Here is a 19,071-nt window from a genome sequence, read left to right on the forward strand (position 1 = left end):
GGATTCTCAGCGCTACGCCAGACCTTCGGAGAGCGCTTGATGGATGCTGACATCAGCTGGGCTGATAAAAGGGAGTTGGCCCGAGCGTCAGAGCGCCACTTCCCGGCTTTTACGTGGTTCTTTTACCCAAGTTGTCGGATGAGTAGCCTAAAAAAATCGCTGAATAAGATCTCCTGTGGTGGGCTGACCTTGCCACGCTTTATGGGCGACCAGGTGCTTGTGCGCACGCATGGGGCTGCCCGTTACGGTGACTCTTCCAGCCTCAGAAAAAGCGAAGCAGATCGCAAAAGAGCGGAACCCTAGCTTGTGCTACCTAATTCGTTTCGCACTATGGTGAACACAGGAAGAGCGACCTTCTCTTGTGTTTATAGGTCTGCTGTTACTCAGGCACGGCTACCCTGTCATGGCTCGCCTGTCATCCCCAATCACGGCTTCTTAAAATCCTCAGCGGTCAGTGGCTTGAGGTCCAAGTGCCCACGGCGAGCCAAGGCCTTCTTGGCATCCGCCCTTTCTGCGTTGACGCAATCCGGCGTCTCGCGAAGCTCGCCAGGGTTGTCGCGACACCGAGCCAGAACGGCCTTCCGTTCTTCGTTGTGCTCAGCGTAATAAGTCACCGTCTTCGGTGTCGCGGCGGGTGCTTGGCTGCTCACGGCAAGGCCGCATGCCAGGGCCGCTAGCCATCTGTGAAGGTTCATCGCCGCCACTCCCTAGTTGTTAGGAATGATCAACGTATCGCGGCTCCATGAGGAGTTCAACGGCTCAGGGACGATGCGCTCGTCACAGGCCACAGCACAGACCCACGGGGCCGCGTCCAAGTGCTACGCAGGCACTACCTCCACAAGAGGCCGCAGGTGACGCGCAGCAAGCAGATCAACGCTTTGGAGCTGTATCAGCCCAACGTGGAGCTGCCGCGCTACCAGCGGGGACAGTTCACCAAGTGCTTGGCCGATCCCAGCAAGTTTTATCCCTAGTCCAAGGGCTCAGAAAAAATATAAGGGCTGCGGTCACTCAGCATTAGACTATTGACCAATTTTTCCACATCATGAGAATAAACCTCATGCAGCTTCAACTCCGATGCGCCCATCCCCAGAAAATAGAGAAATGAATAGACAGTCACGACTTGCACCTTGGATCTATGTCCTTGCCGTCGTGGCTGCCTCCGGTTGCATAGCAACTCTCGCATGGGCAGGGGAAATCCAATCAAAAGACCTCGCCCTAGCGCTCCTTGCGCTTCTAAGCACGTTTTTCGGCGCGCAGTTTGCCTTCCGACTAGGTGAACGTCGCGAGTTGGAAAAGGAGGTTCAGCGACGAATTTCGGCAATTAATCGATCGCTACTGGTTTTAGGCGCTCAACACAACGAAATAAGAACCATGAAAAAAGAACTAGACAAGTTCGAAAAAGACGTGGACTGCGCCCTCGGAATGAACGCCTTTGTTCCTCCGGATACCATAGGGCTTTCTCAAAAAATCGATGATTTGGATTTCCTAATCGATTCATCAGATCCGAACCTCATTTTTAAAATTCACATTGAGCAACTACGATTCGACCAAACACTTGTCGCTACTCGCTTGAGAGCAAAGCACTGCTTAGATGAGTTACAGCCTGCATTTGCAGCTTCCACCCTGGCAAGAGGGGCCGCCTACAGTTACAAAGATCTGAAAAAAAATCTGGGTGAGCAAGTCCTGGAATCCGCGGTAAATCTCGTTACCACTATGCGGTATCACGTCTATCAAAGCGATGAGTCAATCCCCGTCTTGCAGAAAGAGATTAGAGAAATTGGGCGACGGTTATTCCCTAAAGCTAAAATTATCAAATTTGACCTAGTGGATGTGGACCCACAATTTGATCCAAGAAAATCACTATGAGGGAAGGCTAGATTTGCAAGAGGTTGCAACCCTCCGGCTCGCAGCGCGCGGCCAGCGCCACCGCCGCCTAGGCATTCACGCCGACTTTGGACAATACCTCTCAGCCCCAATCGGCGAACGCCAGGATGCTCTCCATTCGCGTGACAGCTGTTTCCTTGCCTAGCGCTTTTTTCCAAAAGACCTCTCTTTTTGCCTGTTCACCGGAACCATCCCATTCCACCACGCGGATGCGTTCCGGTGACCGTCGCTCCAACAGCTCATTGAGATGGGTATCCAGTCCGGAATAGCCAAACAATATGACCTCGTTGGACTCCTCCAAGGCCGACTCCAGGTGCTGCCAATAGCTCTGCAAGAGCGCTGATGCGGCGATGACCGTGGGCTTGTGTTTGACATGAGTCAGCACGATGTGGGAGCCAACTACATCATCGTCTCCACCAAGCTCTCCCTGCTGCAACTTTCGGACGATGTCGTCCTGGTCGATGAACAGTGGGGAACCATGTAGATGAAGGTAGTAGCCGAAAGTTCGCCCCCATTTCCGCTCCAGGTTCTCCGGCGAGAAGCCACGTCCCAGCATACCGTCAACCAACGCGCCGTCGTATCCGCTGAGGACATGCGCCTCAATCATTCGCTGATACAGCAGGTTGTCGTAGTTAAGGGTCGCGACGTGCGAGTGGGTCTCATGAAGAAAGGCGGCCAGCGGCTGAGCGAACTCTAGCGGAAGGAGCACATCCCTCCGGTGGAACTGGAGTGCCGTCTGATAAAGAAACTTGCGCACTGCGGCAGGAAATCTTTGCCCATGGTCGCTGAGCCAATGTGCACCGCCTTGACTCATCCGATCCAAGAAGTCACATGACGAGACCACCAGTTGAAGCGCGTCTAGGTCGCCCTCTCCGTGAGGTCGCTCTGTATCGCCATCATCCATTAGGCAGCAGCGAACCAAGGCCCGCGTCTCTGGATCAAAGATCCCTTCGCCTTCCCATGCCCGTCCGATCGCCTCGTCGAGCGAGAACAGGGTTGGGTCAAGAGCCATTCCTAGCCCGTTTCCAAATATAAGCGTCTTCCTCACATCCTTGTCCTCACGCATCAGCAGGCACTGTCCCTATCGGCGCGCACGTCGGATTCTTAAACAAACGTAGCATCCCGCGTGGCCCGCTGTTGAGGTCGTGAGCGGAGCGGCTGGGGTAGCTATCCATCTCTGAAGAGCCAAGTAGGATTTATGGGACCCGCCTCTGCGCTTGGGACGTAGTTTTAACCCGGGGGCCTGACCAGAAACACTTGGGATGGATCCACTCCGGGCCCAGCGAAGAGTTCGGGCGTATGCGCCTCAGGAATCCCTTCAAGCATCAGGGCCGCCTTAGCCTGCTCAAACGCCCCCGCTACCGATAGCCCAAACCCTACCGCCGAATAAAACTGGGCGGCGAAAACGCGAGCGGCCTGATCGCCGATGGACGTATTCATCCCAATCGCGCAGGGCACATGCTCCACGATCGCAGCGGCTTGGCCATGGGAAAAGCAAGTGTTGAAGAAGACAAGCTGGATATCGCCAGACCCCGCCATCATCGTTTGCACTATGGCTTCCTTACTGACCAGCTTGGACCGGCCAACGCTGTCTTGGAACAAGATGTCATCTTCTTCCGACCCATGACCGCTGAAGTGCACAACGCCCGGCCTGCATTCGTTGATGGCCTGAAGCACGTCCAATGGCTGGACCGCCCACCTGGACTCCAATTTCACCACATCACGGTGTTCGGACTTCCGCACCATTTCGTGGATGGACCTGGCCTCCTCGTCAAGCCGAAGCTGCTGTTGGTCAATGGGATTGGAGGCCAGGAACAGCACCGTTAACAGCTCTGGCAACTCCTGTAACCGCTGCAAAGTAGCCTCAGTGCTTCGGTGTAAATGGTCGTGGTGCGTAAGACGGCCTTGGACCCTAGAGAGCTCTTGCGCGCTCGCTACCATTGCCCGCTTACGCTCAGCATCTCTCTTCTTTTCCTCCTGGACTTGCTTTTTTTGCTCCTGAGCTTGCGCTGCGGAAAGTTGCCGGTTGGCACTTCCTAATCGCTCATACTCCCGGGCTATCTTCGTCTCAAGGTCAGCTATCTTCTTTTGAATTGCGACGGCATTGCCTTCGTAGCGCTGGGCCTCGCGCAGCTTCGACTGCTGTGTGGAAACAGACTTTGTCCGAGTTGCGGCCGCCGACGCATCGAACGCCTTCTTCTTCTCCCCAACGGCCTTGGTCTCTTCTCGAGATTTTTCGGTCTGGAGCCGGGCTATTTCCTTTTGATGTCTTTCGACATCCCTACGGCGCTGGTCGACTGACATTGGATTTCCTCGATGCAGGTTAGAGGCAGTGCGCGCACCAAGTCGGAACACCCGTTGGTGTCCGGTGCGGCAATATCCCTTATTCCTAATCCTAGGCTTGGACTATCTCATTGCCTGAGATTCGGCCAAGCATCGGTCATCACAGGCTCAACTATCTCCGTTATTCGCCGGAGTGCTTGCCTGCAAGATCCTTGAGTCGCTCCAAGGCCTCCTTCTGCTTCGCGACGGGCAACCGCGACACAATCAAGATGATGTCGGCCAGCACGTCGGACGTAGCGTGGAAATAAGCCACAGGCAGATTCAACGCCTTCGCTAGTGCCTCAGCCGTTGCGGGGTCCGGGTCATGTTGCCCCGTCTCGTAGCGGCTCACGCGCGTGGCTCCCGACACCGAGTCGACCATCCCAATGCGCTCCGCCAGCTCGGCTTGTGTCCAGCCCATGGCCATCCGCGCATGGCGCAGACGCGTGCCATAGACCGTGGCCGGTGTCTTGGGTTTGGGCATCGAGAAGATTGCACGAAAGCTGAATTCCCTCAGTGTGCCGCTTGGAAGCGGGCGACTCATCTGCGATTATCGTAAATGCTGCCAGACCGGCGGTCTACAGGGGCTTTTCGTATGAAGCACACAGGACAAGGAGCGTTCGCTGCGCTCTTGGCGTTGACGCTCATCTCGCCGTTCACTGCCCACGCTCAAGACGTGCCGGAACAAAAGACCGGCTTCTTCCGTCAGCTGGGCAAAGGCTTGGCCGACACGGGCAAGCAGATGGTCGGCATCAAGCCGAACTCGGGCAGCAAGGCCGGCAACCAGGGAACTGGCTCGATCTACACGCCCATCAGCGGTGCAGGAAAGGTGCCCGGACTCTTCAAGGGCGACAACCACCAGGCCGCCCAAGCCGGACGCCTAGATTGGCCCCGAGTGGCGCTCACGTTCACCGAGTGGGGCGCCGCCCTGCCCTGCTGGACCGCAGAGGCCCGCATCTGGACCAGCCCGACGGCATCGAGCGTCGAGACCTTCCGCACCTGCTTTGATGCCGCAGTGACCGAGACCGACGACTTGGGCGAGACCGCTGAGCTCAACAACGCGGCGCTGTGGAAAGGCCGGGACGCCCTCAACGGCATTCGCGTGCCGCCCAGCAAGCCCAACACGGGCGCACAGCGGTCCGCAGGTCCCAACCCGCCTGCACAGCCGTTCGTGGTCAACGTGAGCCGCCCTGGCGTCGCTGACCGTGCCGTGGACGTGTCGCTGCGCATCGCTTGGGTAGCCGGCTTTATCCAGACCGCCGACCTGCACCCAGGACCCAGCGGCCTGCTGACCCCCTTCAAGGACACACGGATGTGGATAGCGGGGTTCAAGCCCGACGGGAACCGCGACAAGTAACCCTGCCTCCTACTTCCCAATCCCTCTCGCTATCAAAGGACAGACATGAAACACGCAAGGATCGGCCTGGTCGCGTTGACCATGGCCCTGGGCCTGACCGCCTGCGGCGGCAAGCCTTCGTCTGACAATGCCAAGGAAGCCTTTGTCCAACTGCTGAAGGACAGCGGCGCCGGACAGGTCACCGACGTCCAGCAATTCGAGCTCTCCGGCTGCGTTGAAGCGGAAGGCGCCGAGGGCTACCGCTGCGATACCCGCGGCCAAGCGGTGCTCAACATCGAGGGCCGGCAGGTGCCCATCCCGGTCAGCAAAAATCTTCGCTATGCGAAGGCCGACGGCACTTGGAGGGCCTACGCCAAATGAAGACCCAACCCAATTCGATGGTGGGAACGACAGTCGGCGACGTGGGCGGCTTCCGCGAAGACGGCGCACTGCGCGCTGCCCCTAAAAAGGTGACCACCCCGCACAAGCGCTTTTTCTGGTGGTATTCGCTGTCCCTGCTCTTCCTGGGCCCGTTCGGCTTCATCGTTGGGCCACTCATGGCTCGACGGGGCCTGCGAAAGGCGGAACGGCTCTACCCGCAAGAGGCCTACGCAGCGCGACGGCGCGACCCGGGCTTCAGCTGGGGCCAGTGGTGGGTAATGACGCCACTGACCGTGATGGGAGCTTTTTGGATCTACTCGGTGCTCAGCGCACTCCCCATGGTGCTGCTTGTGTTGTGGCTGCAGTTGACGGCTTGAAACTTGCTTAAAGCACACGCTAATGGGTCGAGGCAAAGAGCCTTTTATCGCCTCGTTGAGCGGTCGTTTCTACAATCGCCACCCCTCCTTCTGACTCATAGCGGAAAAAGACGTCCGCGCAGTAGCCATCGCGATGTTCGAGAAATATCTTGATCGCGTCACTCACCTGACCTTCTTCAGCAGCCAAATCTACATTTGAGACGACACCGAACACCCTAATCTTGCCCTTGGCTGCTAGATCACGAAAGGATGTCTCAATGCGATCAATTTTCTCTCGCGCAGTTCCACCCTCGACTCCAACTTGAGCGATTTCATCCAAATCAGTCAAATAGCCCCCGAAAGGATGGAACTCGCCATGCTTTTTAAGCATTTCCTTAGCAAACCCTAGCAAGTCGCCCATCAGTTTTTCAGCATCATCTTTCTCACTCATTTCAGAGGTCCCAAATCATCACGCCGAACCACTTTCGACTGCTGCTCTACCGTCTTGCTCACTTTTGTGTTCTCTCCCGTTACGACAACGTGCTCTCGACCTGTGCTCTGCGCATATTCACGCTGCGCCCTTAATTGTGCCGTATCGCTAACGCGCTTTGTATCCTTGATCTCTCCAACCTGTCTGACATTTTTAAAATCTGGGATTGTTGGCCCATGAGAAGTGATAACTTTTTCCGTATTCTTCACCTCTCCTATCGCATCAAGAACACGAATTTCCGAAACAACTCCCCTTACCAAGGCAGCAGGAGCCGAGGCAAGCGCCCCGCCAGGACCATCTCCAAATTGCGACAGGAAAAGGTCTAGGGAGACTCGAAGTGTAATCTTGGCATCCTCACCCTGGGCTTGGTGGAAGTCGCTGATGAGCGCCGGATCGCTGGAGCCAAGCTTGTTTTCTGTTGGGATTGTCTGCCTCCCATCCGGGTCAGTGAAACGATACGGATTGTTGTTCGCATACCAGTAGCGATTGAAGTTGACCGCAGTCACCGAGTCCGCGGCCACCGGATCCACACTCAAAAACCGCCCCAAGTCCTGGTCGTAGTAGCGCTGCTGCATGTAAGTCAGTCCGGTCGCCCCGTCCATGGCGTGGCCGGTGTAGCCAATGCCATCGACCGTCTTGCCAATGGGGCTGCCATACGGCTGGTAGTCGGTCCGCTCGACCACTTGACCAGCGGGATCCGTCACAGCGATCGGGCTGCCCAGCGCGTCTGTGTGCTGGAACTTGATGGCCCCTGCGTTGCGCGTGGCGAGCAGGCTGCCGTTGAGGTAGACGTATTCCGTGTTGCCCTTGCCCGACGCCTCTGTGTAGAACAACTGACCGCTCTGGGTGTAGACCTGAGTCGTCAGTGTTGTCGGGCGACCCGCTACGGTGCGGCGGCCGTAGGCATCGTAGGCATAGCTCTCCTTGCCGGTGACATCTCGCAGACGGTTTCCGTAGTCAAAGGTATAGACCTGGCCATTCTTGTTCTTGAGGTTGCCCTGCGGGTCGTAGCTCAGGCCAACCGTTGTGGCGCCTGCATTGTTCTGAACATTGGTCAGACGGTTCTTGGCGTCATACCAGTAGTTCTTTTCCATCACCCCCGGCAGCTGTGCGCTGAGGAGGTTATCCAATACGTCGTAGGCGTATCGGTTCCAAGCATCGCCGCCGAAACGCCATGAACCAGCATCTGTCAATCGATCAAGACCGTCGTAAGACATGTGCCGGTTGTAAACCGACCCCATCTGCTGATCGAGGATAGTGGTGACGTTCCCATTCGCGTCGTATTGATACTCGAGCGACGTAACGTTCGAGTCGCGAACCTGCTGAGGCATCTGCCGCCCGTTGAGCACGAGAGAGTGACTGACGCCATTGCCATACGTGAACTGGCGCGCAGCTCCATTGGGGTAGTAACCAATCCCCGTAGCGTAGTTGCCCCCTGCTTGGTCGCGGACAGCTGTCGGCTGACCTAAAGCATTGGGTGCATAACTGATGACCAACCCTGTCGGATACGTCTGACTCGCCAGCGCTCCGTTCGCGTCGTAGGCATAACCGATGGACCAGTTATACCAACCGGTCTGGCCCGACAATTCGGACGTCATCATCCGACGCTTGTTGTAGTTATAACCGTTGACGAACGATGAGCCGCCCGCGTCATTTACAGTCGTCACTTGGGCTGGAAGCCCATCCGGGGTGTAAGACCAGTCCTGATTGCCATTCTTGTCAGGGAACCGAAGGGTCTTGAGGCGATTGCGAGTATCGTAGGTGCGCAGGACCTGGCGGCCACTGGCAGCAGCGGCATCCAGGTCGCAGCTGGTCGTGCTTGGGAGGTCAAGCCCACTGGCCGACCAAATCAAATTACCGGCTGCGTCGTAGGCCATCACCGTTGAACCGCTTTCGGGCTCAATCACTTTGCAGAGCTGTTGGTTTGCGTCGTAGACGTAACTGCGAGCGGTCGATGCAGGTCCCTGCGGTGGCTTGACCGTCAGCACAACTTGGCCAGAATCAGCGGTCAGCCCATTGACGTCACGCGCCACGGCTTTGAGACGATAGCTACCCACAGCCAAGTTGTTGAGAGCCACCTGATAAGGAGCGGATGTGACTGTTCCAATGAGCGCATCGTTGGAATAGAACGAAACACTCGCCAGACCGCCTTCTGGATCGCTGGCGTTGGCCCGCACCACAGCAGTGCCAGGCGCATAGAGGGTTTTCCCATTGACTGGCTCGGTCAGTGACACCTGAGGCGGGCGGTTGACCGCTTGAACATTTATCACTTGGTTAGGACTGGCTTCGCCAAACCAAGCCACGCTCTCCTGCAGCAACTTCCATTGAAAGTTGAGCGAGCCAGCCACCTGAGGCACAGCATTAAATGCAACCCGCACGGACTGACCAGGTGGCACATCATTAGGCAACTCAACCCTACCGGCGCCCCATGTCCCGTTATTAGATGGATTAAAAGAACCCAAGCGGTAGTTTGAAGACCTACGCCAAGTGACGTTTCCGGTGTTGCGGAAAGTGACTTCTACAGGGTAAGACTGACCTATGGTCATCGTCGCCGGCACGGACTGACTGACAAATGCAGAACCACGGTCAATCGCCGGAACACTGAGGCTTCCAGACCCTGCGATCGTATCGTTCGACGCACCCACTGGCGACAACCCGTGGATAAAAATTGCCTTCCCACCGTTTTGTAGGATGAAGTTTTCGTCGATTGGGAACGAGAAGCGGTAATTTGCTGCAGAGGTTCCACAGGCAGCGGCTACCCCGGCTTCGCTAGCGAGATTCGCTGTGGTGGCGCCCCCGAAGTTGCCTGAGCCGGCAGGACCTCCGAGATACATATGCACATCAATGGATTGAGGCAGATTGGTAGAACATGCCCAGCCGGAAATCACCGTGGAGTTGATACCGTCGATGCCGCCCTTGATAACGGACGGAAGAACATTGATGTAAACCGGGTAGCCCAGCCCACCGAACCAAGCAACGCCATCCCGAACCATTCGCCATTGAAATAGCCTGCTGCCAGCCGTCAGCGGGGCACGGACAGTAAAGTTGAAGGTTGCGTTAGCACCGTAGGTGACGCTAGACGGCAAATCTACTCGCCCGGTCCCCCACGTGGAGTTGTCAGTTGGCCCTTGGCTCCCAAGACGATAGAGCTCCTGTGTCGTCCACGTTTTCCAGCCGGTGTTCTGAAAGGTGATGCTCGCGCTGTAAGTCTGGCCTACGACCATCGTCGTCGGCACCGAGCCACCAATGTATTTGGAATCGTTTTCCTTGGTCTCTACGGGTGTGGGGCACTCATTGGCCGTCCCAGCAGGCGACCCATCCGGACACTTGCGTGCTGCCTCCGCTACACCAGTTATGGAGCAAAATGCTAGCCAAGCCATTCCTCCCCAAATCATCGGCAAAAAGCGCTTGGATCGCTTAAGGATAGACATGGAATGAGCTTTCATCCTTGATGATTCCTTACGATCGCTCATTGCGCGCCCCGCTCAATCTTTAGAGCTTTACCGAAGACATCACGAGCAATATTCGTTTGGGTGGACTCTGGGAGTAACATCCGCACTGGTGCGTCGTAGACCGGCTGGTCAAACATTTGATAGCCCGTTCGGGTCTGAGCACCTCGCGGGTTGATGACCAGTGTCTGGGCACCAGGAAGGTATTGAGTGACTGTCGTTAGAAGCCCCTGCTCGCTGTCCTGTGACACTGCCGTAGGCCTGCCCACCACATCAAACTCTGTCCAGACCCCGGTGCTCGCAGCTTCACTACTGCTGGGGTATGACGCAAAGATGGCTCGCCCCTCATGGTCATAGACGAAGCGCTTGGCTCGCAAGGTTCCCGCGCCGTTGGCCGCATCGTATTCCCGGATCAACAGTGGCTGCCACAGCGCGTCAAAGTAAGTAATCTTTTGTGCGTTTCCAGTGGTCACGGTCTGGCGCCAATGGCCAGCACCAATGCCGTATTCGTCGCTGCCCACTCGCTCAAACGCTTGTGCGGTTGAGTTCCAAGCGGTGCTGTCGCCCGATGGATAGTTCGTGGCATTCAACCGCCCCATCACGTCATAGCCATAGATCGTTGCGAATCCATTCTCATCGTTGGTCTGACGGATCCAACCGTTGTCGTCCACAGAAGCGGACTTGGCTGTGCCATCGGGATTCGCAACCGTCTGGGGAATACCGCGCTTCCAACCAGACAGGGTCGTTGCATTTCCTAAGCCATCCTTGATTTGAGCAAGAGTGCCATCAGGATTGTAGGTGTAGGTTGCGACTACCTTTCCGTTGCGCCGTTCCGTCTGGGGCAACGCATTGCTGCCGTAGTCGACCTGGGAGGTGACAATACCCGTGTTGATGTTGCGAGCCACGGCGGTCTGCCCCAAGACCCACACGCCGCGTTCGTCGTAATAGCTCGTTTCATCCGTGCGACTATGCCAAGGGCTGAAACGCTCGATGCGCAACGGACGAGCAAATTCATCGAAGCACAGCTGGCCACTGCAGTCCGCTATGCGCCAAACGAACTGATCACCATTGTCGATGGTCGTCACTTGACGCACGGGCCGCTGCCTCGCTGCCACGGTGTTGTCCCCGTAGTTGCCGACCGGATACATGGTCCTCGCTGCATAAGGTGCCGCATCAAATGCCGCGTAATCGCTCACCTTGGTGCGCTTGGCCGTCGAACCGTTCCATCCAAAATCCTGCTGCAGCAGCAAGCCCTCGTTCTCCCAGTGGCGGTTACCGAACCGGTAGCGGGTGGTTTGGCCCGCAGGGTCCTTAACCGTGATGTCCCGGGTGATGGGCGAGCTCGCGTTACACGCGACATACTTTGCCGGATCGCTTGGGTTCGGATTGGTGTCCGGCTTCCAGCAGTTGTTCGGACTACCGTAGTCGTAGGACCAAGTCAGTCCCTGCGACGGCAACCCGGGGCCAGAGATGCGCCGACTGGTGACAGCCATGACGTAGAACTGATAGGGAATTTCCGAGTAGGCTTCCTGGACATTGCACATTCTGGGAACCCACGACCTCCCCATCAGCATGGAGTTGACGGTGTAATCGCTGCGGGCGCCGGTCGGGGCGGTGATGCTCCCGACCACGTTGCTGCGTGACCACGGGCGGATGTTGTCGCAGCCGGGCGGTTGGCCGTAAGTCACGCGTGCACGCGACAACGCGAGCAAATCGAACGTCCAGCTACTGCCGTCCGGCAAGGTCACCGTATCCACAGTGTCGCTGTAGCCGTAAGACCATGTTCGACCTCCGGTGGTCACGGAGGTGATGGTGTTGCCGTCCCCGCCTGCATACGACAGATCAATGCGGCGCCCATCGCTGGCAACAATGCTTAGAAGTTGCCACGGAGCACCTGGATTCCAGTTGTAAACCACCGTATTGCCGAAGCGATCGGTCACTCGCGTGGGATAGATCAAGACCTCCTTGCGAACCAGGATGTAGTTGTTAGCGACCATCGGAACGATTCCACCAATGCTTGCGGTGGTCATTGCAGCCCCGCCAGCAGACGCTGTGCCAACAGAATTGGCCTGCGGAACAGGCGACGACTTGCTCAAAGGGGGATAGCTGCGTGACACCATGTGGTTGAACGCATACACGCTGCCTTGGGTATCGACCAGTTCAAACCCTTCGCCTCGAGCACTCGTTTCGCTCGCTCCATCAAGCGACGCCAAGCAACGCACTGCGGAGCCATCCTTCAAGACAATGGGATAGGCTCGCCCATCGTTTGGCCTGAGCGCCTGGGCCGAGGCTGCCAGAAGTTCTTGATCGCCGCTTCCAGGCCGGTAGAGAAAGCTTCCCCGCCAGAACTCAGAAGGATCGAAGAACCCGCCCTGATTCTCGAAGGCCGGAGGAACGCTGTAGCGACTGCATCGGCTGTAAGCCGTCTCCCTGGTCCCGTTGACCACCCAGCCATCTGGCGCGATGTTCCCGCCCGGGAAACCGAAGACGCCATGCATGTAGGGAATGTCCAAGTCCCAGAGCTTGAAGTGCCCCTTGGTGGGGCTCCCTACCGAGAAACGACGACCGATGCGCACCTGCAAGGCGTTGTTGCCCTTCAAGTCGACGTCGGTCTGCGTGATTTCCATCGACCCGGTGTAGAGGTTGATGTTGTCACCGAAGAGCTTGTCCCCCGGACTTGTAACCACAGCTCCGGATTGAATCAGCTTGCCGTAGTCGTCATAGACATCCTCGGCGGCGCCCAATGCAGGAGATAGCCCCACCAAAGCAGCCAGTGCCAATCCAAACGCGCGCATCTGGCGCGGCTTTGTGCCCGATTCCATAGCATCTTCCAAGTTGATGACTGACCGAGATCCGGGTAGACCTCATCGCTCCCACGAACTCGCGCTCATGCAAAGACAAGGCATGGCAACGCATGCCCAGCCAAGCCATTGGCAGGTGTTCGTGTTCAAAGAATCCGGAGGGTGCGCGAAGCGCGACCACGAGGTCATTCCCCAATACCCCCACGCCACCTAAGCTTGCGCGACGCCAATTCGATGTCAACTACCCACCCGTGCTTGCCTGCCGCTGCAGGAGCAGTGAGGCAAAACGACAAGTTATTGACGTTATGAGGAATGGCGCACGAAAGGCGGCCCAATGAGCGATCTCCCTACGCTAGATTCAGAAAATTCTGACGCTGTTTCCAGCGGATACCTGACACGGCATGGCGATGTCTGTAGACGCGCTGACGACACGGCTAGCCCGCCGGTTCCCCTGTTGCGCAGCTAGGCCCGCGAACCTCGGCTCAAGGCGTTTGGTCACACCTTCCGAAATTAAAGATTGACGCTACAACTCGTTTGTCAGACACAAATGATGACCGCGCGCCACATCGTGGCGACAGGGGCGCGGCGTAACCCCACCACTCGCCCAGCTGGGCTGCCATCGGCTGTCTGCTTCAACTCCATCAACTCGCACGTTATTCAACAGGCAAGGGCCTTGTACAGCGCTTGCGGGCACTGTGGGTGGTCTCCGCGAGAATGGCGCTGCGCCACGCCTCTCACAAGGTCATGACCTCAATCAATTCGTCTGGTGGTCCTCGCTCAGCCTTCTGTTCTTGGGGGCCTGCTCGGCTTCACCGCTGGCCCGCTTATGGCCCAACGCGCCCTTTGGATAGCGGAACGGCTCATTATCTACAGGATGCGCAGCTCAACGGCGTGACCAAGGCTCAGCCATGGACTAATGATCGGTCATGACACCTCTGTCCCTGACTATGACCGTGCGGGCCGCCCCAACACTGGCAATTTGCAAGGCCCTACAACCGAAACAGGCCATGTCACATTGCCGCGCTAGATCTTCACGCACAACAGAAAAAATATGCCAGCCCTTAATTCCTCATTTCCTAACCGCAATCAATATTTACCTGAATATCTTTTTCTTACCAAGCCGCCTCACGACCTAGTTAGCGCATATGACAAACACATCACAGCTAAACCAGATAATGATTGACCGTGCTCATGCGCCCTAACGACAGCTCTGCCGTAGGCTCTGGGGTCTAGTCGCAAGGGCCACTGCACGTTTGGACGCACTTTCCGTTCCGACTTTTCTTTATCGATAAAAACCTCTCGACAACCCAAAAAATCCTTGAAAACACCGTCTCGGTCCTCGTCATCAAGCCGCTTATCAAGCGCTTCAAATCCGCTCAAAAAGTATCGACGAGCCACTGAAGCCTTGTCCTCACCGGCGATACGTCCGGCAGCTTTCAACATATCTAGCAACGATACCGTGGAAACCACACCAATGGTTTTCTGCGGAACTTTGGCATTAGATATCTTCTTCAAACCAGTTCCAGGCGGGCTAATAGGCTCAACAAGACCAAGCCTCTTTAATTTCTCCAAACTGGAATTCTCTGGAAAAGACTTCATTATCTCAACGCAAAGCGAACCAATCATCATCACCTTATCAGTGCCTTCGCCGGCTATTTCTCGACCATCCGGTAGCGTTAAAGAAATGCGATGCAGCGACCCAGGCTCTTCGATAAAAGAAGAAGTAGTTAACAACTTGGACAGAGCTGAGGCAACCACAACCGGATTGGGATCTTTCGAGATGACTGAGCGTTCAGCTTGAGGTTTGCGCCGGGTCATGAGATCTTTCCTGATTGAACTAGTGTTCGATAAATCTAGATCCATATCAACTTCATGTCAAGCAAATAGATGTCTTCAAGATCAACAAGTTAGGAAATTCCATGGAAGAGACCTTCGCACAAGCCGTGAAAATCGTCACAAATGATTTTTATAGCCAAAGCTCCCCTTCAGAGATCCTCCGCCTCATAGATTCAGAACCAAACGATCTTGCTACCCGATTGGGTAGAGATTGCTTAGCAAAGGTAGACGATATCGGCAGATCGAACGCTTTCCTTAGTGCAGCAAAATCGCAGCCTTACATTTTCTTCAAAGAAGCGTTCGATTTATCCTCCCTGCCTGACACCCCAATAGATTTTTCACCCATACCTGAGTGCGAAATGACAGTAAAGGCCCGACTGTCTGCGCTAGCAATTCATGGCCTCCTCGGCTTCGAGACCATTTCATACAGATCTGAAAATAATGGAAATCTCTTCGTTAACTTAGTAGCTAGATCTGGGGCTGGCGCATTAGCTAAAAAATCACGAGGCCCCATGCGAGGCCACACCGACGCTGCCAGCTTTCCTTTTCCTAAAATGCTTGACTCTCAATTTCCAAAAATCTCCCCCTCACCGGACATAGTCACGCTAATAGGCTTAAGAAATGAAGATTTGAAGAAGACACACATCATCGATGTCATCGAAGCTCTAAAAAATTTAGATCCTAAAGAGATAGCTATTCTTCGCGGGCCAAATTTCTTTATTGAGTGCCAGGGAACATTCAAGGAGGGGACGAAACTGATACTATCGCAGGAACATATCGCACTGTCTGCTGAATTGGTATCGGGTTCTGAAAATGACCTTTCAATCAGATTTAGTCACAGCAAAGTAGCGGCAAATCCCGAGATAGATGGTGCGGATGATGCACTAAAGAAATTTACGGAAGCACTAACGACCAGGCATTCTATTGCAATAGAGCCTGGCTCCATACTAATTGTGAACAACAGAAAATGCCTTCATGGACGTCAGTCCCCAGGTGACGCCTATGGCGGGGACTCACGCTGGATAATGCGCACCTATGGACTAAAGCTTGAATTCATCCGCGAAAATGATCGTTACCCTGGAAATGATTTTCAAATTTACCCTTAACAATACGTAGCCGTGCTGAATCGAGGTAATTCAGAAAGCCTGAGTCCGTCATCGGCTGGCCTTCAGGCCGAATAGTCGGTTGTTCTTGACGCCCTGCCCCTCCCCCCCGTTGAACATGCTCGGAGGGGATATGGCGGCGCTACTTTCTTCATCGTTCGGCAACTCATATGCACCGGAAAAAGGGCTTCGGCGTGGACCGGCGAACCTCTAAAACGGAGTGCGGGGAAGCACTATCGCCGGAGGCAGCCTATCTTCAAGGTCGCGGCTTCGCTGCGCCGAGCGTTCCTGCGCAAGGTGTCGCATCAGCTCCCCCAGTGCCGTATCCATCGCTTCACTGAAAGGGTCTCGAGCCTCATTGTTGGCCCACGGCTCCCGAAGCGCTTCTTCCAGGGTAGCCGTCCACACCTCGCCAACCTCTGGACCACTTCCGGTATGGGCAACATTCGCTTCCCTTGTGTCGTTCGCTTCGTTTGCTCCATCCAAAGCGGTCACAGCAGCCAGCACATCGTCCGGCACGGTCAAGACATGACCAACCAAGCGACCTCCGACCAATACCCAGTCGTGCTGGATGGTCAAACACTCTTTCACCGTGGTGAGGGCGAGCACCCTGCCCGCCTTCCTCGTCATGCGGGCGACTTGGTCCTTGACCGCCTGTAATTCGAGTTGAAGCTCCAACTCCCGAGCCTGCTGCCTCAGCCGTTCTAACTCGTCTACAAGACGTCGCTCTTTGGGCGTCTTGCTGGCCCTGGCTTTCTGCCACTCCATCAAGTCCTCGTAGAGGTAACGCACGTGCTGATTGGCCCCGCCACCCGTGAGTCCGGCGCCTTTCTGGAAGGGCGGCCCCAACGGTGGGGAGCGGCGACGCCACTCCCCCAGCGTGTCGAAGTGGACTCCCAAGAACCTTGCCGCGGCTTTGCTGCTGACCGTTTGCGTCAGCCCAGCCCTAGCCCGCTCCAGTTCTTGGTCCAACGCCGCATCTAACAGCGCGCGGTAGTCCTCTTCACTGCGAACAACCTCAATCATCCAATGCGGTCCGCTGGTTCCTTTGAGCAAAGATAGTAACCGGAGGGTCATTGGCCTCGTCCAGCCTCGGCTTGTCCGTCCCCTTCAGTCGGTTCCACACCCGCGGACTCTTGGCGACCATCGCCTCCTCAACTCGCCCCATCGCTTCTCGCAACTTGGACCACTCCTGCTCGGTGTAGCGCTCCGACACCGCGGCCATCCTGTCCTGGCCCTGCCCGCGGGTGTGATGGTGCAAGAGCTGCGAGACGATGCGGCTTTCTCCGAACAAATGCGCCGCGTAGCGCCCCATCGTCCGACGGAGATCGTGTGGGGTCAGCCCGATGTCGATGTCCTCGCTGAGGTTCAACAAGCCCGCATCGCGCCGGACATTGGCCATGATGCTCTTGCTGTCTGAGTAGTGCCCCGAGCGGCTGCGCCCCGAACGCGCGGGGAAAACGTAGCGGGTTCGGTCAAGGGTGTGGCGGGCTTTCTCCAACTCGACCTCCAATCCTTTGACCAACTCCCGGCTGGCGCCCTTGGCTTTGGCGGCTCGAAGCAAGCCTTCCGTAGTCGCCACGTCCTTCTTTGCCTCGGTGTCGTCCAAGCGGTCATCCAGACGCCGCTGAAGCACCTGCTCGGCGAAATAGGTCACAGGCAAATAGCGCTCATCTCCGTTCTTGGTGTCGAACAGATAGACCTGCGATCCCTCCCGACGAGTGAAAGGATTGACCTGCCCCGGCGGCGTCAACGACACCCACGACACCTCGCGCTGACTCAGCTCGCCCGGCGTGCAGCGGTCAAACCACCGCAATGCCGCTGCTTCGCTGCGCCTGGTGCCCCACAACAAGGTCAACAACAGGTAATCGGCGCCCGCTGCATTCAAGCCGCCTTGCTCGTCCCGGCGGGCCAGGATGACCTTCAACACCTTCGGCAGCGTGCCATCCCCCAATGGATTGCGCACCTCAGCCCGGCTGTAGTGGTTGCGCAGGTCCTGAGCCCCGCGAAGCAAATCCTTGCTGTAGATGGCCTGGAATGGGTTGTAGATCGTCTTGGGCTCCCGCCGAGTCTCGTGTGCTTGCTCTTGCTCTAATTCGTTGAACAGGTCCACAGAGCGCTTGGCATCGGTGAAGGTGTGCTCGGCAGCGGCAAGTCCGGCGGCCCTTACCCGTTGAATGTATTTGCCAGCAATTCCCAGCTCTCCAAGCTGGGCTGTGGAGAGATCAGCCCAATCGTCGTGGGACGCCAAGGCCTGACGCATGGCAGTCGGGATACGGTTGGACCGAAGCATGGCGCTCTTGCGCAACGCGTCGTATCCCCGCACCACGTCCTCGGTTCGCGTATCCCGAATCTTCAGATCGGCCAGGCCCACCTCGGGGCGCTCCAGACGGGCCAAGCTGCTGCGGACCGCCTCGACACTGACCTGCTTCACTTTCTTCTTCTTGGCCCGCTCTCCCATGCGCTCGATGTAGAGCTCCATGCATTGCCGAAGCGTGATGTCTTCAGAGCGTTCGTCCCGACGCTTGGCTCGGAGTTGTGCGCGCTCCTGGTGGACCGGATTGGCACCGGTCTGCCGGAGCACCGACAGGTGGCCCTTTGCTACCTCATAAGCTTCGTCCAGCCCCATGTCGGTGACGTTGCCCAAGGAAAAACGGCGGATGCCTGTCGGCCCGCGTTTGACTACCTCGTATGTGGTCTTCGTGTTCCCTACCCGAAAACTAAAACCGGACGGAGCCTTGTCGCTTCCGTCCACCAAGCGGTAGGGTTCGCCGGCCTCCTCAGGAGACCTCTCCACCAACTTGACCTTGCCCGCGTTGTCCATCACGGGCATCCGATACACCGACAGGCTCAGGACTTGGGCGTAGGTCAGCTTAAACTTGAGCGACCCACGCCTCTTTGGCAGGTCTGGCAGCTCCGACGTCTTGCTCATGCATCCTCCATTGCTGTCGTGTAAGTGCCGTTGGCTGCAACCAAAGTCGCAACATCAACGCTCGCTTTTCTTACCATGCGACATCGTCGCAACATGCCAAATTGGGTCTCGCTTTGAATCGTCGCAACACGGTCGCAACAAAAAGACCGTTACTCCCCGCCACACCCCTCTTTTGACCGTC

At 56.6% G+C, this 19,071-nt stretch carries 15 protein-coding genes and 2 pseudogenes; 7 read left to right on the forward strand and 10 right to left on the reverse strand.

Features of this window, described 5'->3' with window-relative positions:
• A pseudogene (locus tag AC1KVG_RS13775) lies at window positions 1-303 on the forward strand (hypothetical protein); the annotation flags it as partial.
• 122 nt (window positions 304-425) lie between these two features.
• On the opposite strand, the gene AC1KVG_RS13780 reads toward AC1KVG_RS13775, so the two are convergent.
• Entirely contained in the window at window positions 426-695 is a 270-nt protein-coding gene (locus AC1KVG_RS13780) for an EexN family lipoprotein (protein ID WP_481094770.1), read from the reverse strand.
• 75 nt (window positions 696-770) lie between these two features.
• Here AC1KVG_RS13780 and AC1KVG_RS13785 point away from each other — a divergent pair.
• Both AC1KVG_RS13785 and AC1KVG_RS13790 read left to right on the forward strand, forming a co-directional pair.
• A pseudogene (locus tag AC1KVG_RS13785) lies at window positions 771-971 on the forward strand (integrase); the annotation flags it as partial.
• A 130-nt stretch (window positions 972-1,101) separates the two neighbouring features.
• Window positions 1,102-1,866, forward strand: coding sequence for a hypothetical protein (locus AC1KVG_RS13790; protein ID WP_481094771.1), 765 nt, complete (start codon window positions 1,102-1,104; stop codon window positions 1,864-1,866).
• A 100-nt stretch (window positions 1,867-1,966) separates the two neighbouring features.
• Here the strand turns inward: AC1KVG_RS13790 and AC1KVG_RS13795 are convergent, their stop codons facing one another.
• The 3 genes from AC1KVG_RS13795 to AC1KVG_RS13805 all read right to left on the reverse strand — a co-directional run bounded on the left by AC1KVG_RS13795 (window position 1,967) and on the right by AC1KVG_RS13805 (window position 4,750).
• Window positions 1,967-2,950 carry a hypothetical protein gene (locus AC1KVG_RS13795; protein ID WP_481094772.1) on the reverse strand — a complete coding sequence of 328 codons (984 nt, stop codon included), beginning with the start codon at window positions 2,948-2,950 and terminating at the stop codon, window positions 1,967-1,969.
• A gap of 164 nt (window positions 2,951-3,114) precedes the next feature.
• The gene (locus AC1KVG_RS13800) at window positions 3,115-4,188 is read right to left on the reverse strand and encodes a CHAT domain-containing protein (RefSeq protein ID WP_481094773.1); all 1,074 of its coding nucleotides are present in this window, start codon (window positions 4,186-4,188) and stop codon (window positions 3,115-3,117) included.
• 160 nt (window positions 4,189-4,348) lie between these two features.
• A complete protein-coding gene (locus AC1KVG_RS13805) occupies window positions 4,349-4,750 on the reverse strand; it encodes a helix-turn-helix domain-containing protein (RefSeq protein ID WP_228423395.1) in 402 nt (133 codons plus the stop codon).
• A gap of 51 nt (window positions 4,751-4,801) precedes the next feature.
• Between AC1KVG_RS13805 and AC1KVG_RS13810 the strand changes: the two genes are divergently transcribed.
• The 3 genes from AC1KVG_RS13810 to AC1KVG_RS13820 are packed head-to-tail and all read left to right on the forward strand — an operon-like array spanning window position 4,802 to window position 6,300.
• Window positions 4,802-5,563, forward strand: a complete 762-nt coding sequence (locus tag AC1KVG_RS13810) for a hypothetical protein (protein ID WP_481094774.1) — start codon at window positions 4,802-4,804, stop codon at window positions 5,561-5,563.
• A gap of 45 nt (window positions 5,564-5,608) precedes the next feature.
• Window positions 5,609-5,923, forward strand: coding sequence for a hypothetical protein (locus AC1KVG_RS13815; protein ID WP_104552748.1), 315 nt, complete (start codon window positions 5,609-5,611; stop codon window positions 5,921-5,923).
• Window positions 5,920-6,300 (forward strand): hypothetical protein, encoded by a 381-nt coding sequence (locus AC1KVG_RS13820; protein WP_481094775.1) that lies wholly within the window; start codon window positions 5,920-5,922, stop codon window positions 6,298-6,300. Before AC1KVG_RS13815 ends, AC1KVG_RS13820 begins: the two co-directional genes overlap by 4 nt.
• Window positions 6,301-6,319: 19 nt before the next feature.
• On the opposite strand, the gene AC1KVG_RS13825 is transcribed toward AC1KVG_RS13820, so the two are convergent.
• From AC1KVG_RS13825 to AC1KVG_RS13840, 4 genes are all read right to left on the reverse strand, one after another.
• A complete protein-coding gene (locus AC1KVG_RS13825; protein ID WP_481094776.1) occupies window positions 6,320-6,730 on the reverse strand; it encodes a hypothetical protein in 411 nt (136 codons plus the stop codon).
• The gene (locus AC1KVG_RS13830; protein WP_481094777.1) at window positions 6,727-10,215 is read right to left on the reverse strand and encodes an RHS repeat-associated core domain-containing protein; all 3,489 of its coding nucleotides are present in this window, start codon (window positions 10,213-10,215) and stop codon (window positions 6,727-6,729) included. The genes AC1KVG_RS13825 and AC1KVG_RS13830 overlap by 4 nt, the downstream gene beginning before the upstream one ends.
• Before the next feature lie 23 nt (window positions 10,216-10,238).
• Window positions 10,239-13,052, reverse strand: coding sequence for an RHS repeat domain-containing protein (locus tag AC1KVG_RS13835; RefSeq protein ID WP_481094778.1), 2,814 nt, complete (start codon window positions 13,050-13,052; stop codon window positions 10,239-10,241).
• Between the two features lie 1,092 nt (window positions 13,053-14,144).
• The gene (locus AC1KVG_RS13840) at window positions 14,145-14,837 is read right to left on the reverse strand and encodes a hypothetical protein (RefSeq protein ID WP_156364938.1); all 693 of its coding nucleotides are present in this window, start codon (window positions 14,835-14,837) and stop codon (window positions 14,145-14,147) included.
• 101 nt (window positions 14,838-14,938) lie between these two features.
• Between AC1KVG_RS13840 and AC1KVG_RS13845 the strand changes: the two genes are divergently transcribed.
• Window positions 14,939-15,961: a TauD/TfdA family dioxygenase gene (locus tag AC1KVG_RS13845; RefSeq protein WP_481094779.1), complete on the forward strand. Its 1,023-nt coding sequence runs from the start codon at window positions 14,939-14,941 to the stop codon at window positions 15,959-15,961.
• Window positions 15,962-16,168: 207 nt separating this feature from the next.
• Here AC1KVG_RS13845 and AC1KVG_RS13850 read toward each other — a convergent pair whose 3' ends face one another.
• Together AC1KVG_RS13850 and AC1KVG_RS13855 are read right to left on the reverse strand one after the other, a co-directional pair.
• Entirely contained in the window at window positions 16,169-16,984 is an 816-nt protein-coding gene (locus AC1KVG_RS13850; protein ID WP_481094780.1) for a nucleotide-binding protein, read from the reverse strand.
• Window positions 16,977-18,890, reverse strand: a complete 1,914-nt coding sequence (locus AC1KVG_RS13855; RefSeq protein ID WP_481094781.1) for an integrase — start codon at window positions 18,888-18,890, stop codon at window positions 16,977-16,979. Before AC1KVG_RS13855 ends, AC1KVG_RS13850 begins: the two co-directional genes overlap by 8 nt.
• Window positions 18,891-19,071: the final 181 nt, after the last annotated feature.

The organism is Xanthomonas sp. NCPPB 3959 (assembly GCF_056675575.1).

Bases quoted from the DNA above. Each gene is read 5' to 3' on its own strand.
- AC1KVG_RS13840 (WP_156364938.1), bottom strand. From the start codon at position 14,837: ATGACCCGGCGCAAACCTCAAGCTGAACGCTCAGTCATCTCGAAAGAT.
- AC1KVG_RS13830 (WP_481094777.1), bottom strand. From the start codon at position 10,215: ATGAAAGCTCATTCCATGTCTATCCTTAAGCGATCCAAGCGCTTTTTG.
- AC1KVG_RS13810 (WP_481094774.1), top strand. From the start codon at position 4,802: ATGAAGCACACAGGACAAGGAGCGTTCGCTGCGCTCTTGGCGTTGACG.
- AC1KVG_RS13845 (WP_481094779.1), top strand. From the start codon at position 14,939: ATGGAAGAGACCTTCGCACAAGCCGTGAAAATCGTCACAAATGATTTT.
- AC1KVG_RS13780 (WP_481094770.1), bottom strand. From the start codon at position 695: ATGAACCTTCACAGATGGCTAGCGGCCCTGGCATGCGGCCTTGCCGTG.
- AC1KVG_RS13850 (WP_481094780.1), bottom strand. From the start codon at position 16,984: ATGATTGAGGTTGTTCGCAGTGAAGAGGACTACCGCGCGCTGTTAGAT.
- AC1KVG_RS13815 (WP_104552748.1), top strand. From the start codon at position 5,609: ATGAAACACGCAAGGATCGGCCTGGTCGCGTTGACCATGGCCCTGGGC.
- AC1KVG_RS13820 (WP_481094775.1), top strand. From the start codon at position 5,920: ATGAAGACCCAACCCAATTCGATGGTGGGAACGACAGTCGGCGACGTG.
- AC1KVG_RS13825 (WP_481094776.1), bottom strand. From the start codon at position 6,730: ATGAGTGAGAAAGATGATGCTGAAAAACTGATGGGCGACTTGCTAGGG.
- AC1KVG_RS13805 (WP_228423395.1), bottom strand. From the start codon at position 4,750: ATGAGTCGCCCGCTTCCAAGCGGCACACTGAGGGAATTCAGCTTTCGT.
- AC1KVG_RS13855 (WP_481094781.1), bottom strand. From the start codon at position 18,890: ATGAGCAAGACGTCGGAGCTGCCAGACCTGCCAAAGAGGCGTGGGTCG.
- AC1KVG_RS13800 (WP_481094773.1), bottom strand. From the start codon at position 4,188: ATGTCAGTCGACCAGCGCCGTAGGGATGTCGAAAGACATCAAAAGGAA.
- AC1KVG_RS13790 (WP_481094771.1), top strand. From the start codon at position 1,102: ATGAATAGACAGTCACGACTTGCACCTTGGATCTATGTCCTTGCCGTC.
- AC1KVG_RS13795 (WP_481094772.1), bottom strand. From the start codon at position 2,950: ATGCGTGAGGACAAGGATGTGAGGAAGACGCTTATATTTGGAAACGGG.